Annotated in this window: 15 protein-coding genes; 7 read left to right on the top strand and 8 right to left on the bottom strand. The window is 68.0% G+C overall.

Annotation, left to right across the window (positions count from 1 at the left end; genetic code table 11):
* Window positions 1-95: 95 nt before the first annotated feature.
* The 3 genes from NFH66_RS16620 to NFH66_RS16610 form a co-directional block, all read right to left on the bottom strand.
* Window positions 96-542, bottom strand: coding sequence for a DNA polymerase III subunit chi (locus NFH66_RS16620; RefSeq protein ID WP_349611364.1), 447 nt, complete (start codon window positions 540-542; stop codon window positions 96-98).
* 3 nt (window positions 543-545) lie between these two features.
* Window positions 546-1,646, bottom strand: a complete 1,101-nt coding sequence (locus NFH66_RS16615; protein WP_349611362.1) for a branched-chain amino acid aminotransferase — start codon at window positions 1,644-1,646, stop codon at window positions 546-548.
* Between the two features lie 138 nt (window positions 1,647-1,784).
* Complete coding sequence (locus NFH66_RS16610) at window positions 1,785-3,305, bottom strand: leucyl aminopeptidase (RefSeq protein ID WP_349611361.1); 1,521 nt, start codon at window positions 3,303-3,305, stop codon at window positions 1,785-1,787.
* 136 nt (window positions 3,306-3,441) lie between these two features.
* Here NFH66_RS16610 and lptF point away from each other — a divergent pair, with 136 nt between their 5' ends.
* The 5 genes from lptF (at window position 3,442) to bfr (ending at window position 6,961) form a co-directional block, all read left to right on the top strand.
* On the top strand, window positions 3,442-4,524 hold the full coding sequence (gene lptF, locus NFH66_RS16605; RefSeq protein ID WP_349611359.1) for an LPS export ABC transporter permease LptF: 1,083 nt from the start codon (window positions 3,442-3,444) through the stop codon (window positions 4,522-4,524).
* Window positions 4,521-5,585: an LPS export ABC transporter permease LptG gene (gene lptG / locus NFH66_RS16600; protein ID WP_349611357.1), complete on the top strand. Its 1,065-nt coding sequence runs from the start codon at window positions 4,521-4,523 to the stop codon at window positions 5,583-5,585. The genes lptF and lptG overlap by 4 nt, the downstream gene beginning before the upstream one ends.
* Before the next feature lie 14 nt (window positions 5,586-5,599).
* Window positions 5,600-6,076 carry an RDD family protein gene (locus NFH66_RS16595; protein ID WP_349611356.1) on the top strand — a complete coding sequence of 159 codons (477 nt, stop codon included), beginning with the start codon at window positions 5,600-5,602 and terminating at the stop codon, window positions 6,074-6,076.
* Between the two features lie 101 nt (window positions 6,077-6,177).
* On the top strand, window positions 6,178-6,384 hold the full coding sequence (locus NFH66_RS16590; RefSeq protein WP_349611355.1) for a (2Fe-2S)-binding protein: 207 nt from the start codon (window positions 6,178-6,180) through the stop codon (window positions 6,382-6,384).
* 94 nt (window positions 6,385-6,478) lie between these two features.
* Complete coding sequence (gene bfr, locus NFH66_RS16585) at window positions 6,479-6,961, top strand: bacterioferritin (RefSeq protein WP_232913363.1); 483 nt, start codon at window positions 6,479-6,481, stop codon at window positions 6,959-6,961.
* A gap of 90 nt (window positions 6,962-7,051) precedes the next feature.
* On the opposite strand, the gene NFH66_RS16580 is transcribed toward bfr, so the two are convergent.
* From NFH66_RS16580 to NFH66_RS16565, 4 genes are all read right to left on the bottom strand, one after another.
* Complete coding sequence (locus tag NFH66_RS16580; RefSeq protein ID WP_349611354.1) at window positions 7,052-7,276, bottom strand: DUF1653 domain-containing protein; 225 nt, start codon at window positions 7,274-7,276, stop codon at window positions 7,052-7,054.
* A 29-nt stretch (window positions 7,277-7,305) separates the two neighbouring features.
* Window positions 7,306-8,136: a tRNA cyclic N6-threonylcarbamoyladenosine(37) synthase TcdA gene (tcdA, locus tag NFH66_RS16575; protein WP_349611352.1), complete on the bottom strand. Its 831-nt coding sequence runs from the start codon at window positions 8,134-8,136 to the stop codon at window positions 7,306-7,308.
* 4 nt (window positions 8,137-8,140) lie between these two features.
* Entirely contained in the window at window positions 8,141-8,947 is an 807-nt protein-coding gene (locus NFH66_RS16570; protein ID WP_349611351.1) for a pseudouridine synthase, read from the bottom strand.
* A gap of 85 nt (window positions 8,948-9,032) precedes the next feature.
* Window positions 9,033-10,202 (bottom strand): cation diffusion facilitator family transporter, encoded by a 1,170-nt coding sequence (locus NFH66_RS16565; RefSeq protein WP_349611350.1) that lies wholly within the window; start codon window positions 10,200-10,202, stop codon window positions 9,033-9,035.
* A 261-nt stretch (window positions 10,203-10,463) separates the two neighbouring features.
* Between NFH66_RS16565 and aceK the strand changes: the two genes are divergently transcribed.
* Window positions 10,464-12,209 carry a bifunctional isocitrate dehydrogenase kinase/phosphatase gene (aceK, locus tag NFH66_RS16560; protein ID WP_349611348.1) on the top strand — a complete coding sequence of 582 codons (1,746 nt, stop codon included), beginning with the start codon at window positions 10,464-10,466 and terminating at the stop codon, window positions 12,207-12,209.
* Window positions 12,210-12,277: 68 nt separating this feature from the next.
* Complete coding sequence (locus NFH66_RS16555) at window positions 12,278-12,697, top strand: SpoIIAA family protein (RefSeq protein WP_349611347.1); 420 nt, start codon at window positions 12,278-12,280, stop codon at window positions 12,695-12,697.
* 76 nt (window positions 12,698-12,773) lie between these two features.
* Here NFH66_RS16555 and NFH66_RS16550 read toward each other — a convergent pair whose 3' ends face one another.
* Complete coding sequence (locus tag NFH66_RS16550; RefSeq protein ID WP_349611346.1) at window positions 12,774-14,093, bottom strand: glycosyltransferase; 1,320 nt, start codon at window positions 14,091-14,093, stop codon at window positions 12,774-12,776.
* Window positions 14,094-14,184: the final 91 nt, after the last annotated feature.

The following is a 14,184-nucleotide window of genomic DNA, read 5'->3' as shown; positions in this document are numbered from 1 at the left end:
CCGGGTCCAGAAATGATCACCGCCGGCCAGGTGGCCGGACGGCAGGAATGACGACGAAAAATGGGCTTGATTATAGCCCGGCGGGGTGGCTGGCGTCAGCCTGACTGGCCGCGCAGCTGATGCGCCTTGACCGGATAGCCGCGCTTCCGATAGGTCTGCCAGCACTCGCGCTTGGCGGTCAGGACCGCTTGGTGCTGGTTGATGATCTCGGCGACCCGCGCGAAGCGCGAGAACCACTCGGGGATGCCCGGCGCGAGGTTGAGCAGGGCCTGCGCCGCGCGCTCGGGTGGCGGCGGCTCGGCCCAGCCGATGGTGACCGGCACCTCGCTGGCCAGGGGGGCGTTGGCCAGGGCGTGGGGCACATAGGCGTCGGCCCGGAAGGTCCACAGTGCCTCGTCGAGCTCGCGGGCCATGGCTTCGTCCTCGGCATGCAGGTGCAGCCGATAGCCCTTGCGCTGGATGGTCTCGGCCAGCCGGCAGGCGAAGCCGAGGCGTGCCTCCAGGGTGGTATCGGGCAGGATGTAGAAGTCGACCTGGGTCACGCCCTACACCAGCCGCGTCAGCCAGCCGTGGGTGTCCTCGGCGCGGCCATACTGCAGGTCGAGCAGCTTGGTGCGCAGGCGCTTGGCGATGGGGTTGCCGTTGTCGCCCGTCAGGCGGATGCGCTCCTGTTCGCTGACCAGCTCGCCCACTGGGGTGATCACCGCGGCGGTGCCACAGGCGAAGACTTCGGTGATCTCGCCGCTGGCGGCTCCCTCGCGCCACTCGTCGATGCTGATCGGGCGTTCCTCGGGGGTCAGCCCCTCGTCCTGGGCCAGGATCAGTACCGAGTCGCGGGTCACCCCCTCGAGGATGGTGTCGGTCAGGCGCGGGGTGGCAATGCGCCCGTCCTTGAACACGAAGAACAGGTTCATGCCGCCCAGTTCCTCGACCCACTTGTTCTCGGCGGCATCGAGGAAGGCAACCTGGCCGCAGCCATTGGCGCTGGCCTCCTTCTGGGCCGCCAGGGAGGCGGCATAGTTGCCGCCGCACTTGGCGAAGCCGGTGCCGCCGGGGGCCGCGCGCTTGTAGTGCTGGGAGAGCCAGATCGAGACCGGCTCGATGCCGCCCTTGAAGTAGGCCGCCGCTGGCGAGGCGATGACGTAGTAGTCGACCTCCTGGGCAGGGCGTACGCCGAGGAACTTCTCGCTGGCGATCATGAAGGGGCGCAGGTAGAGGCTGCACTCGTCGGCCTCGCTGCGGGGCGTCGGCACCCAGGCATGATCCTGGGCCAGTAGCGCCTTGAGCGAGCCGATGAAGTCATCATCGGATAGCTCCGGCAGCGCCAGGCGGCGGGCGCTGCGGCGAAAGCGCTCGGCGTTCTTCTCGGGCCGGAAGGTCCAGATGGAGCCGTCGGCGTGACGATAGGCCTTGATACCCTCGAAGATCTCCTGGGCGTAGTGCAGCACCGCCGCCGCCGGGTCCAGGGTCAGCGGTCCATAGGGGCGGACCTCGCGGCCATGCCAGCCGCCGTCCAGGGTCCAGCGCACATGGGCCATGTGATCGGTGAAATACTGGCCGAAGCCTGGCTTGGCGAGGATGCCCTCACGGAGCGAGTCGGCCGTGGGAGTGGAGTTGGGCAGGAGTTCGAAGCTGGCATTCGACACGGCAAGAGGTCTCCGTCATGCCCGGGGTCGTGGCCCCGGGCCGGTAAAGGTAGCTCGGGCCATCAAGCGCCCGGGGCGTGGATTCATCGTCTGTCCCACATGAGAAAGGCGACGCGGAAAAAACGCAAGAGCGAGGTGCTATTCCGCTTCGGTTTCCACCACGGCGTCGGCCTCGCGGTCCAGCAGGTACTGGGTCAGCAGCCCCACCGGGCGGCCGCTGGCACCCTTCTGCTTGCCGGAGCTCCAGGCGGTGCCGGCGATGTCCAGGTGCGCCCAGGGGAAGCTGTCCGCGAAGCGCGCAAGGAAACAGGCGGCGGTGATGGTGCCCGCAGGCCTGCCACCGATGTTGGCCAGGTCGGCGAAGTTGGAGTCGAGCTGCTCCTGGTACTCGTCCCACAGCGGCAGGTGCCAGGCGCGGTCCCAGGCCGCCTCGCCGGCGTCGAGCAGGTCCAGGGCCAGGTCGTCGTCGTTGGCGAGCAGGCCGGTGGCGTGGTGGCCGAGGGCGATGATGCAGGCTCCGGTCAGGGTGGCGATGTCCACCACGCTGGCAGGCGTAAAGCGCTCGGCATAGGTCAGGGCGTCGCACAGCACCAGGCGACCCTCGGCGTCGGTGTTGAGCACCTCCACCGACAGGCCCTTCAGTGTCCTGATGATATCGCCGGGCCGGGTGGCACGGCCGTCGGGCATGTTCTCGGCGGCGGCAACGATCGCCACCAGGTTGACCTTCGGGCGAATGCCGAGCACCGCCTCGACGGTGCCGAACACGCTGGCCGCACCGCACATGTCGAATTTCATCTCGTCCATGGCCTCGCCGGGCTTGAGCGAGATGCCGCCGGTATCGAAGGTGATGCCCTTGCCCACCAGCACATGGGGGGCCTCGTCGGCATCCTCCGCTCCCTGGTACGTCATGACGATCAGCCGCGAGGGCTGCTCGCTGCCGCGGCCCACCGAGAGCAGGCTGTGGGCGCCGAGGGCCTCCAGGGCCTCCTCGTCGAGGACCTCCACCTGGAGTGCGCCGCCGGAGGCCTCGCCCAGCGCCTCGGCCCGTTCGGCCAGGTAGCTTGGGGTGCAGACGTTGCCCGGCAGGTTGCCCAGGGTACGGGCGGCGTTGATGCCCCGGCCCACGGCGTCGCCGATGCGGGCGCCCTCTCGGGCCGCCGCGGCGTCGTCGCTGTCGTTGACCAGCAGGGTCACCGAGGCCAGGCGCGACGCGGGGGCCTTCTCGGACTTGAACTCGTCGAAGCGATAGAGGGCACGCTGGGCGGCCTCGGCGACCATGCGTGCCTTCCATGCGGTATCGCGATCCGCCAGGGGCACCTCGGTGAAGGCCACGGCCGCCTCGTCCACCGGCAGTCCCGCCAGGGCGGTGAAGGCGGCGTCCAGCGCCTTGCGGAAGGCCGTCTCCTGGCATGCTTCACGCTTGCCCAGCCCGACCAGCAGCAGGCGCTCGCTGGAGAGGCCCGGTGCGAAGGGGATCAGCTGAACGTTGCCCAGCCTGGCGTCGAAGTCGCCGCGCTCGAGCAGCTGAGCCAGCAGCCGTTCGCTGGCGTCGTCCAGGCGCGAGGCGGTGGGCAGCAGCGCCTCCTCCTTGAAGACCGGGATGACGATACAGGCGCTCTCGACCTTGGCGGGGTTACCCGTCCTGACTGGGAATTCCATGGCGTCTCCACAAGACAAGCATTGGGGTTACTGGCAATTGGGGTTACAAGCGTAGAGGGAATCTGGATAATGCCGGCACGTTGCCGTGTCGCTCCAGTGTACCCAAGGCATGGCCCCATTGCATGGCAGACGCCGCATGATCATCTTCCGCTACCTGACCCGCGAGATCCTGCTGACCATGGCCGCCGTTGCCGGCGTGCTGCTGCTGGTGATCATGGGCAGTCGCTTCATTCGCTACTTCAGCAACGCCGCCGAGGGCGAGATACCCGCCGACATCCTCGGCACCCTGATGCTGCTGCATCTGCCGGGGTTCCTGGAGCTGATCCTGCCGCTGGCGTTCTTCCTGGGTATCCTGCTCGCCTACGGCCAGCTCTACCTCAACAGCGAGATCACCGTGCTGGTGGCCTGCGGTACCAGCCCCAGCAGATTACTGCAGGTAAGCCTGGTGCCGGCCGCCCTGGTGTCTCTGCTGGTGGGGATGTGCAGCCTGTGGCTGACGCCGGTCGGGGCACTCGAGACCGAGACGCTGCTCGAGGATCAGCGCAGCCGAGTCGACTTCTCCACCCTGGGGCCCGGGCGCTTCCAGGAGTTCGGCAGCGGGCGTACCGCCTATACCGAGGGCTTCAGCGAGGATGGTGACGAGATGCGTGGCATCTTCATCAGCGAACGGCAGCGGCGCAGCGACGGCACCCCCGAGAGCGTGGTGACCCGCGCCGAGGCCGGCCACCAGGCGGTGGACGACGGCACCGGCAGCCGCTTCCTGGTGCTGACCGACGGTGAACGCTACAGCGTCGAGCCGGGCAGGCATCAGGCCGAGCGGCTCGAGTTCGATACCTATGCGGTCCGCCTGTCGCGCGCCGAGTCGCTGCGCGAGCTCGACTCTCCGGAGCTCACTCCCACCCGCGAGCTGTTCGGTGACGAGTCGCCCGAGGCGCGTGCCCAGCTGCAGTGGCGGCTGAGCATGCCGCTGATGGTGTTCATCCTGACCCTGCTCGCCATGCCGCTGGCGCGGGTCAATCCACGTCAGGGCCGCTTCGCCAAGCTGTTGCCGGCGATCTTCCTGCATGTGGCCTACCTGAGCCTGCTGCTGGCGGCGCTGGACGCCATCGGTCGTGGCAAGCTGCCGGCCGCAGTGGGCATGTGGCCGATCCATGGCGCCTTCCTGGCGCTGGGGTTATGGATGATGGTGCGCGCCCAGCGCAAGGGGATGAGCGGATGATTGCCGATCGCTTCGATCGCTACCTGGCGCGGAATGTGCTGGGGGCCATCGTCATCGTCCAGGTGGTGCTGCTGGGCCTCGACCTGATGATCACCTACATCAACGACCTGGGTGATGTGGAGGGTGGCTACGGCGCCTTCCAGGTGCTTCTCTACCTGTTGATGCGCCTGCCCTGGCGGCTCTACCAGTATGCGCCGGTGGCGGTGCTGATCGGCGCGCTGATCGGCCTGGGCAGCATGGCCTCGAGCAACGAGCTCACCGTGATGAGGGCCGCCGGGCGTTCCCTGGCGCGGATCCTGTGGGGCGCCATGAAGCCGATCATCCTGGTGGTGATCGTGGTGCTGTGCATCGCCGAGTACGTCTCCCCGCGCACCGAGCAATTTGCCAGCGCCTGGCGGGTCGAGAAGATCCAGGGGGCCGGTGCCCTTGTCACCGAGCGTGGGGGCTGGCAGCGCGAGGGCGATAGCTTCTATCGCTTCGGTGCCATCCGTGCCGACGATACCGTGCTCGACCTCACTCGCTACCGCTTCGAGGGCCAGCGCCTGGTCGAGGCGCTGAGCGCCGCGCGGGCCATCTGGCGAGAGGGACACTGGGTGCTGGAGGATGTCTCGCTGACCCGGTTCACCGAGCAGGGCACCGCGGCGCACCACCTCGCGACTCGGGAGTGGGATACCGAGTTGACGCCGGAGCAGCTCTCGCGCCTGTTGCGTGACGTCGAAAGCCAGTCGCCGAGCGAGTTGTGGGCCTACGCCCGCTACTTGCGCGACCAGGGCCAGCAGGCCACCCAGCCGCTGCTCTACTTCTGGCAGAAGATGCTGCTGCCGCTGACCATGGGCTCGCTGGTGCTGGTGGCCGCCTCCTTCGTGTTCGGCCCGCTGCGCAGCGTGGCCGCCGGCACCCGGGTGTTCTACGGCGTGATTACCGGCCTGGCGTTCAAGTACCTGCAGGACCTGCTGGCGCCGGCCTCCACGGTGTTTGGCTTCTCGCCCGCCTGGGCAGTGCTGGCGCCGACCATGATCTGTGCCGCGGTGGGAGTCCTCCTGCTGCGCCGCAGCGGCTGAGACCAGGAGAGCCCATGCCCCGACGCTTCCCCCACCTCGACGATGTCTGGCCCGCCGGCCTCGGCCGCCGGCTGGGCGCCATGCTCTACGACGCCTTCCTGGTGGCGGCCATCTGGCTGCTGATGGCCGGCCTGCACCTGCTGGCGGTGCGTCACCTGGCCGGCCTGCCTGCCGATCGGGTCGGGGTGGGCCTTGTGCAGGTCGCCTCCCTGCGGCTGATCATGCTGGTGTCGGCCTTCTCCTTCTTCGCCTTCTTCTGGTGCCGTGGCGGCATGACGCTGGGGATGCAGGCCTGGCGGCTGCGGGTGCAGACCCGGGAGGGCCACGCCATCTCCCTGCGCCAGGCCATGGTTCGCTACCTGGTGGCCTGGCTCTCCGTGGCCGCCCTGGGGTTGGGCTACCTGTGGGTGCTGTTCGATGCCGAGCGTCGCAGCTGGCCGGATATCGCCTCCGGCACCCGGGTCGTCGTGCTGCCGAAGCCGGCCCGCTAGCCGGGGGAGTTGACCGGGATCAGACCTTGGTCGAGTCCCGCTTGCAATACCTTATGCGAATCATTTACATTTAATCTCGCTATCCAACGCGAGGTATTCGCATGTACGTCTGCATCTGCAAGGGAGTCTCTGATCATCGAATCCACCGGGTCGTCGAGGCGGGCGCGCGCAGCTGGCGCGAGGTCCAGGCCGAGACCGGGTGTGGCACCCAGTGCGGCAAGTGCGCCAGTGAAGGCAAGAGCCTGACCCGGGAGGCGGTCAGGGAGGCGCTGATGATCTCCGACGGGGATCTTGCCTACGCCGTGTAACGGCAGCCGTGCCGCCGCCTCCTCGGAGTTTGGCAATTGCCTTCCCGGCATGCCAAGCTTAGGGGCGACTCCCGACGTCATGAGAGGCAGATCCATGAAAGGCGATAGCAAGGTCATCGAGTACCTCAACCGTGCCCTGGGCAACGAGCTGGTGGCCATTAACCAGTACTTCCTGCATGCCAAGATGTACAAGGACTGGGGCCTGCAGAAGCTGGCCAAGTGGGAGTACGATGAGTCCATCGAGGAGATGCAGCACGCCGACAAGTTGATCGAGCGCATCCTGTTCCTCGAGGGCATTCCCAACCTGCAGGACCTCGGCAAGCTGCATATCGGCGAGAACGTGCGCGAGATGCTCGAGAGCGACCTCAAGATCGAGCACGAGGGGCGCAACGACTATATCGAGGCCATCGGCTACTGCGAGCAGGTGAAGGATTACGTGACCCGCGACCTGTTCCGTGACCTACTGGCCGACGAGGAAGGTCATATCGACCATATCGAGACCGAGCTTGGCCTGATCGACAAGGTCGGCATCGAGAACTACCTGCTCAAGCAGATGCAGGAGGCCGGCGACGAGTAAGCGCCTCGCCGCCCCTGCCCCTACCGACAACGGCGCCCGCGTGGCGCCGTTGTTCGTTCCCGCCCCTGGAGGCCGCGAAGCAGGTCCGCCTCAGAAGGCCTTCTCCAGGTCGAAGCGCGGCACCGGCTCGCCCTGCACCTCCACCAGTTCGGTGAACATCGAAAGCGGCCGCACCCACAGCCCGTAGTCGCCGTAGAGGGCGCGATAGACCACCAGGGGTTCCTCGCTCTCGCTGTGGTGGGCGACGCCGTGGACCTCGTAACGGTTGCCCTTGTAGTGGACGTAGATGCCGGGGACGGGATGCGGGCGGGGCATGGCGAAGACTCCTGGAGAGGGTGGGTTGGTCAGGGGGAAGCCTGGGCACTGCGGCTCAGGCGGGCGAGCACGCGGGAGGCAGCAACGAAGCCGAAGCTGCCGGTGACGAAGGTGGCGGCGCCGAAGCCCGAGGCGCAGTCCAGGCGGGTGGCCGCGCCGCTGCCCGGCTTCTGCAGGCACACCTCGCCGTCGCTGCTCGGGTAGACCAGCTGCTCGTCGGAATAGACGCACTCCACCGAGAAGCGCCGCTTCGGATTGCGCGAGAAGCCGAAGTCGCGGCGCAGCCGCGAGCGCACCTTGGCCAGCAGCGGGTCGTGCTCGGTGCGGGTCAGGTCGGCCACCCGAATGCGGGTGGGGTCGGTCTGGCCACCCGCCGCGCCGGTCACCGTGATCGGCAGCTTGCGCCGCCGGCACCAGGCGATCAGTGCCGCCTTGGCCGCCACGCTGTCGATGGCGTCGATCACATGGTCGGCGTCCTCGGGAATGCGCTCGGCCAGATTGCTGGGCGTCACGAAGGCGGCGTCCGCCAGCACCTCGATGCCGGGCTGGATCGCCCGGCAGCGCTCGGCCAGTACCTCCACCTTGGGTTGGCCCACGCTACCGTCCAGGGCATGCAGCTGGCGGTTGACGTTGGAGACGCAGACGTCGTCCAGGTCGATCAGCGTCAGCCTGCCGATACCCGAGCGTGCCAGGGCCTCCACGGCCCAGCTACCCACGCCGCCCACGCCGACGACCACCACATGAGCGGTGCGAAAGTGGGCGAAGGCACGGGCGCCATAGAGGCGCCGGATGCCGCCGAAGCGCAGCGCGTAGTCGTCCTCGGCGAAGCCGGCGGGGGAGGGGGTAATGGGATCGCTCATGGTCTCATGGGGTCGTGAGTGGGGCGGTGGATGGCGTCGGGGCCCCGGGCCAGGGAGCCTCGGCGGGGGCGAGCGCGCGCACGCTGTCTGCCGGCAGGTGGCCGGCCCAGCCGAAACGCGCGAGCAGGGCGGCCATGGCACTATCCGGCGCGCACTCGACGCGCAGCCGCTGCCCCGTGGCGGGATGCTCGAAGGCCAGCCCCGTCGCGGCCAGCAGCAGCCGGGGTGCTCCCAGGTGTTCGGCGAAGAAGCGGTTGTGGTTGCCCTTGCCGTGCTTGGCGTCGCCAATGATCGGATAGCCGCGCCGTGATAGGTGGCGACGGATCTGGTGGCGGCGCCCGGTCAGGGGGCAGGCCTCCATCAACGAGTAGCGGCTCCGGGGATAGCGGTCCACCCGCACCGGCAGCTCCACGCTGTCCAGGCGGCGCACCTCGGTGATGGCCTCCATGGCCGGCATCTCCGCCTTGGGGCGACTGCCATCCTCCTCGCGCAGCGCATAGTCGAGGCGTTCGGCCGCGGGGCCAATGCCGCGCACCACCGCCAGGTAGCGCTTGGCCACCTCGCGTCCGGCGAAGGCCTCGCCCAGGCGGGAGGCGATCCCGGGGGAGAGGGCGAACACCATGGCCCCGGAGGTGGGGCGGTCGAGGCGGTGGATCGGATAGACCCGCTGGCCCAGCCGGTCACGCAGGCGCTGCAGCAGGAACTCGCGCTCGCCCCGGGCCAGGGCGGTGCGATGCACCAGCAGCCCGGCGGGCTTGTGCACGACCACCAGGTGCTCGTCGCGATAGAGGAGGCGCAGCTCGTCCGCCATGGCCCGGGTCCGATTCAGGAAGGGCGGCCATTGTCGCCTTCAGTCGGCGTGATGTCATCCCTCCCTTGCCGAGCCCCGGAGCGTATCAGGCGGTGGCCGGCAGATAGGGGGTGCCGGCCAGGCGGCGCACCTCGACGCGGGAGAGCCAGTCGATGTCGTCGGCGTGCGCTTCCAGATCCTTCGCCACCGCCAGGCTCTCCCGTGGGCACGCCTCGTCCAGGCAGATGACCACGGTGACCCTGCCCTCCAGGTAGTGCAGTTCCATCTCGCGGATCTCCGGCCAGACCGCAAGCGAGGACCAGCGCCTGGCCAGGGCGGTCTCCACCTCGGGGCGCAGCGGCAGCCCCGGGAAGCGGCTGGGGTCGCCCTCGCCGGCGTCGTCCTCGGGATCGATATGGAAGGTCAGGTCGGTGAGGGCGGGGAAGCCGTTGCGCAGTCGGCGGCTCACCTCGTTGCCGATCTCGTGGCCCTCGGAGACGCTGATCCGAGGCGGCACCACCACGTGCAGGTCGAGCATGGTACGTCCCGCCGACTGGCGGGTGCGCAGGTCGTGGATGCCGTGCACCCCGGGCACGCTCATCGCCATCCGGCGCATCTCCTCCTGGGTGGCCACGGGCAGGGCGGTATCCACCAGCTCGCGGCCCGATTCCCACAGCAGGTCCCAGCCGACCTTGCCGACCAGCAGCCCGACGATCACCGCCGCCACGGTATCGATCCAGGCGACACCGAACTGGCTGCCGATCAGGGCCACCATGACCACCCCGGTGGAGAGCACGTCGCTGCGGTGGTGCCAGGCGTTGGCCTCGAGCATCTTCGAGCCGATGCGTCGCGCCACCCGGCGGGTGATATGGAACAGCCACTCCTTGGCGAGCAGCGCCAGGGCGGTGAGCAGAATCGCCCAGAGTCCGGGGGGCGGGATCTCGGCGGTGGAGAACAGCCGTTCCACGCTCGACCAGGCGATGGCACCGGCGACGAAGATCAGCACACTGCCCAGGAACAGCGTGGCCAGGGTCTCGATTCGTCCATGGCCGTAGTGGTGGTCGTGGTCGGGGCCCTGGTGGCCATAGTGGGAGGCGGCGAGCACGAAGCCGTCGGTCACCAGGTCGGAGAAGGAGTGCACGCCATCCGCCACCAGCGCGGCCGAGCCGACAATCCAGCCCACGAAGATCTTGGCCACGCCCAGCACGCAGTTCACCGCGACCGACAGGAGGGTGACACGAAAGGTGGCCTGATGTTTCTCGGGATTGGTCTGCATGGTCGATCCTGGGACGCTTCCCTGGAGGAGCCGCATCTGCGGCAGCGCTCAAATGGTACCGAATAGGTCCTGATTTGCGCAAGGCGCCGGCTGCCAGGGCCATCGCAGATGGCGGCACCGTTCAAGGCTTCCCCGGTGCCTTTCGCTATCGAAGCATAGCTAACTGTGATTGGCCTGGGGTGGCTGCCACCATGGTCGGCTCGTCGTGGTCGCGAGTCCTGTTCATGCTGTAGGCTCGCCCGATGCCCTCCGGAGCCGATCATGCCACTCTCGCCCAGCTACCGACTCGCCGCCACCATTCTGCATGGTTTCGACGAATACCGTTCGCGCTTCAAGGCGATCACCGCGGATGCCAGCCGGCGTTTCGCCGAGGCGGCATGGCGTGAGGCGCAGCAGGCGTCGGCGGAGCGCATCAACCTCTACGAGGAGAAGGTCCAGGCGACCCTGCACCGGCTGCGCCGCAGCTGCGCCGATGATGTCCTCACCGACGTCGAGTGCTGGCGCGAGGCACGTATCCACTACGCCGCGCTGATCGGCCAGCGGCTCGACTACGAGCTGGCCGAGACCTACTTCAACTCGATGTTCTGCTCGCTCTTCCACCATCGCCACATCCGTAACGACTGGATGTTCGTCTACAGCTCCCGGGAGCAGGCGGCGCACCATTCCGGGCTGACCCTGTGTCGGCATCACCGGGTCGCGGGGGACTGGGTGGCCGGGCTGCGCTGGGCGCTGGGCGAGGCGCGCTTCACGACGTCCTTCATCGACCTGGAGCGGGATGCCGGACAGGGGGGAGAGGCCCTCCAGCGGCTGTTGCCGGAGGCCCTTCGCGATGATCCCGAGGCCGAGATCGAGCTGATCAAGAGCGTCTTCTATCGCAACAAGGGCGCCTACCTGGTCGGCCGTGTGCTGGGCGGCGGCAGGCAGGTGCCGCTGGTGCTGCCGGTGCTTCACGGGGAAGGGGAAGGCCTCTTTCTGGATACCGTGCTGATCGAGCCGGATGAGGTGTCGATCATCTTCTCCTTCACCCGCGCCTACTTCCAGGTCAAGGTCGTGGTGCCCAGCGAGTTCGTCCATTACCTCCAGGAGCTGATGCCCGACAAGCCCCAGGGCGAGCTGTACGCCGCCATCGGCTTCTTCAAGCACGGCAAGACCGAGTTCTTCCGGGCGCTCAACCACCAGGTGGCACGGCGCGAGGACCAGTTCATCATCGCCCCTGGGGTACGCGGCATGGTCATGGCGGTGTTCGTGCTGCCCTCGTTTCGCACGGTGTTCAAGATCATCAAGGACCGTTTCGACCCCGGCAAGGCGATGAGCCGCGATAACGTCCGCGACAAGTACCGGCTGGTCAAGCGCCACGACCGGGTGGGGCGCATGGCCGATACCCAGGAGTTCTCCAACTTCATCGCCCGCCAGGACCACTTCGACCCCGACTGCCTGGCGCACCTGCTGGAGGTGGCCCCCTCCACCGTCTATCTGCGCGGCGACAAGGTGATCATCAAGCACTGCTACACCGAGCGCATGATGACCCCGCTCAATCTCTACCTCGAGCAGTGCGACGAGCAGGAGACCCGGGCGGTGCTCAAGGACTACGGCAACGCCATCAAGCAGATGGCCGCCGCCAACATCTTTCCCGGCGACATGCTGCTCAAGAACTTCGGGGTGACCCGCCATGGCCGGGTGGTGTTCTACGACTACGACGAGGTCTGCTACCTCACCGAGTGCCACTTCCGCCATATCCCCGAGCCGCTCTACCCCGAGCAGGAGCTCGCCGACGAGCCCTGGTACTCGGTGGGGCCCAATGACATCTTCCCCGAGGAGTTCGGCCCCTTCCTGTTTGCCGACATCCGTCTGCGCAAGCTCTTCTACCAGATCCACCCCGAGCTGTTCGACGCCGACTACTGGAAAGGGCTGCAGCAGGCGATCCTCGATGGCCGGGTCATCGACGTCTACCCCTATCGCAACAAGCAGCGCTTCAGCGGCGACGCAGATAACGGTCTGGTCCACTAACCGCAGCACGGCACGCTATGCTGAAGGCGAGGAGGCATCTTGCCGCTCTCAACCCCAAGGAGAACGCCATGTTGGACCTGATTACCCATTCGGCGGAGCATGTCGTGGCGATGAAGGCGGGAGGCGTCGTTACGGGATCTGAGCTGCAGCGCGCCATCGATGCTGTAGAAGCCGCCAAACAGGCCCACCCCCGGGTCAGCCTGGTGGTCGAGATCGACGGCCTGCGCTGGCTGACCCTGAGCGCCCTGCTCAAGGACCTCGGCTACGGCCTGACCCAGCTCGGCGATCTCAAGCACTACCACCGGGCCGCCGTGGTGACCGACCAGGAGTGGGTCAAGCACATCGCTCACCTGGAGGAGCAGCTGTTCAAGTCCGTGGAGATTCGCACCTTCCCCAAGGGTGATCACGCCACCGCCATGGCCTGGGCCGCCGAGCTGCCCAGAGGCGCCCACGAGAGCCCCGAAGAGGATGGCTATCACGGCGCCTGACCTCGAGCCGTTCGTCCCCGTCGGCCCAGCGGCGGCGAGTCACTGCCCCACCGCCAGCCGGACCTGGTCCGGGGCGTCAGGTGCCGGTGCAGCGCCGGTATAGCTCGATCAGCTCGCCGGCCCGGGCGTCTTCATGCCAGTTTGCCGCATAGGCGCAGCCCCGCACGCCCAGGGCGCGGCGCAGGTCCTCGTCGACCAGCAGCCGATTGACCTTCCCGGCGAAGTCGTCGGGATCCTCCTCGGCGATCAGGCAGCCCTCACCGTCGACCAGCACCTCCCGAGTACCCATCACCGCGCTGGAGACCACCGGTGTGCCCAGGGCCATGGCCTCGAGCAGCACCAGCCCCTGGGTTTCGGTACGCGAGGCGAACACGAACACGTCGGCGGCGCGGTAGGCCGCCTGCAGGGGGCCGTCGCGGTCCAGGTAGCCCAGGAACAGCACGGCCTCGGCCAGGCCGGCCTCCCGGGCCTGATGGGCGAGGGCGGCCTGGGCCGGGCCCTCGCCGGTGATGACCAGTCTCGCCGAGGGGTGTTCGGCCAACACCCGGGGTAGCATTCCGATCAGAAAGCCGATGTTCTTCTCGAAGGCGGCACGCCCCACATAGAGCAGCAGGCGGGCCTCCGGGGGAAGGCCGTAGCGGGCGCGGAAGTCGCCTCCCTGCGGCGGGCGAGAGAACGCCTCCAGCGCCAGCCCGGTGGGTATCACGGCCATGGACGTGGTGGCCCCGTAGCGCGCCAGTGCCTCGCGCATGGCATGCGATGGTGCTACCAGCGCGCTGACCTGATGGCACTGGCGCACCGAGACGCGGCGCGCGGCGAAGCGCAGCCAGCGGCCTGGCATCCAGCGCACATAGTGGTGCAGGTACGCCTCGAAGAGGGTGTGGTAGGTGGCTACCACCGGAATGCCCAGGCGACGACCCAGGCGAATGCCGGCGTAGTGGGCAACGAAGGGGGTGTGCACATGGATCAGGTCGAAGGCCTGCCCGGCGAGCCGCGGCGCGAGAGCAAGGGCGTCCCGGTAACGCATCATGCGGTCCTCCGGGTCGCCCGGCACGCCGTGCGAGAGAATCCGTATCACGCCGGGCTCGTCCATCTGACCCACCGGGTAGTCGGGGCAGACCAGCGTCACCGAGTGGCCCGCCCGTGCCAGGGCATCCCGGAAGCTGGCGATTGAGGTGGATACCCCGTTGACCCGTGGAAAGTAGACGTCCGAGATCATCAGGATCTTCAAGGCGCCCGGCTCCGAGCCCCCGGGCCCGCGGGTGGGCCTTCGCATGGTGGCATAACGCGCCGCGCGTTGGGCGCCGAGGTGGCGGGCGATGGCGTTACCCCGCGCCAACCGGATCAGTCGGTCGATCGCCACTTCACTGAGTGGTTTGCTCGGGCGTCGAGACATGCCAGGGGGGCTCCAGCGATGATTACGCTCATGCTGGCGCCGGAGGGTGACGCTTTCATGAACGCCTTCGCCGTGGCCACCGGCCAGGAGC

The sequence above is a fragment of the Halomonas sp. H10-9-1 genome (assembly GCF_040147005.1).
Taxonomy (GTDB): Bacteria; Pseudomonadota; Gammaproteobacteria; order Pseudomonadales; family Halomonadaceae; genus Halomonas.
The sequence above is the reverse complement of the archived record's forward strand: the minus strand, read 5'-3'. Positions and strand labels throughout refer to the sequence as shown.

Excerpts from the sequence above, each read along its gene's own strand:
- NFH66_RS16610 (WP_349611361.1), bottom strand. The coding sequence starts at position 3,305 with ATGGAATTCCCAGTCAGGACGGGTAACCCCGCCAAGGTCGAGAGCGCC.
- lptF (WP_349611359.1), top strand. The coding sequence starts at position 3,442 with ATGATCATCTTCCGCTACCTGACCCGCGAGATCCTGCTGACCATGGCC.
- lptG (WP_349611357.1), top strand. The coding sequence starts at position 4,521 with ATGATTGCCGATCGCTTCGATCGCTACCTGGCGCGGAATGTGCTGGGG.
- NFH66_RS16595 (WP_349611356.1), top strand. The coding sequence starts at position 5,600 with ATGCCCCGACGCTTCCCCCACCTCGACGATGTCTGGCCCGCCGGCCTC.
- NFH66_RS16590 (WP_349611355.1), top strand. The coding sequence starts at position 6,178 with ATGTACGTCTGCATCTGCAAGGGAGTCTCTGATCATCGAATCCACCGG.
- bfr (WP_232913363.1), top strand. The coding sequence starts at position 6,479 with ATGAAAGGCGATAGCAAGGTCATCGAGTACCTCAACCGTGCCCTGGGC.
- NFH66_RS16580 (WP_349611354.1), bottom strand. The coding sequence starts at position 7,276 with ATGCCCCGCCCGCATCCCGTCCCCGGCATCTACGTCCACTACAAGGGC.
- tcdA (WP_349611352.1), bottom strand. The coding sequence starts at position 8,136 with ATGAGCGATCCCATTACCCCCTCCCCCGCCGGCTTCGCCGAGGACGAC.
- NFH66_RS16570 (WP_349611351.1), bottom strand. The coding sequence starts at position 8,947 with ATGGCGGACGAGCTGCGCCTCCTCTATCGCGACGAGCACCTGGTGGTC.
- NFH66_RS16565 (WP_349611350.1), bottom strand. The coding sequence starts at position 10,202 with ATGCAGACCAATCCCGAGAAACATCAGGCCACCTTTCGTGTCACCCTC.
- aceK (WP_349611348.1), top strand. The coding sequence starts at position 10,464 with ATGCCACTCTCGCCCAGCTACCGACTCGCCGCCACCATTCTGCATGGT.
- NFH66_RS16555 (WP_349611347.1), top strand. The coding sequence starts at position 12,278 with ATGTTGGACCTGATTACCCATTCGGCGGAGCATGTCGTGGCGATGAAG.
- NFH66_RS16550 (WP_349611346.1), bottom strand. The coding sequence starts at position 14,093 with ATGTCTCGACGCCCGAGCAAACCACTCAGTGAAGTGGCGATCGACCGA.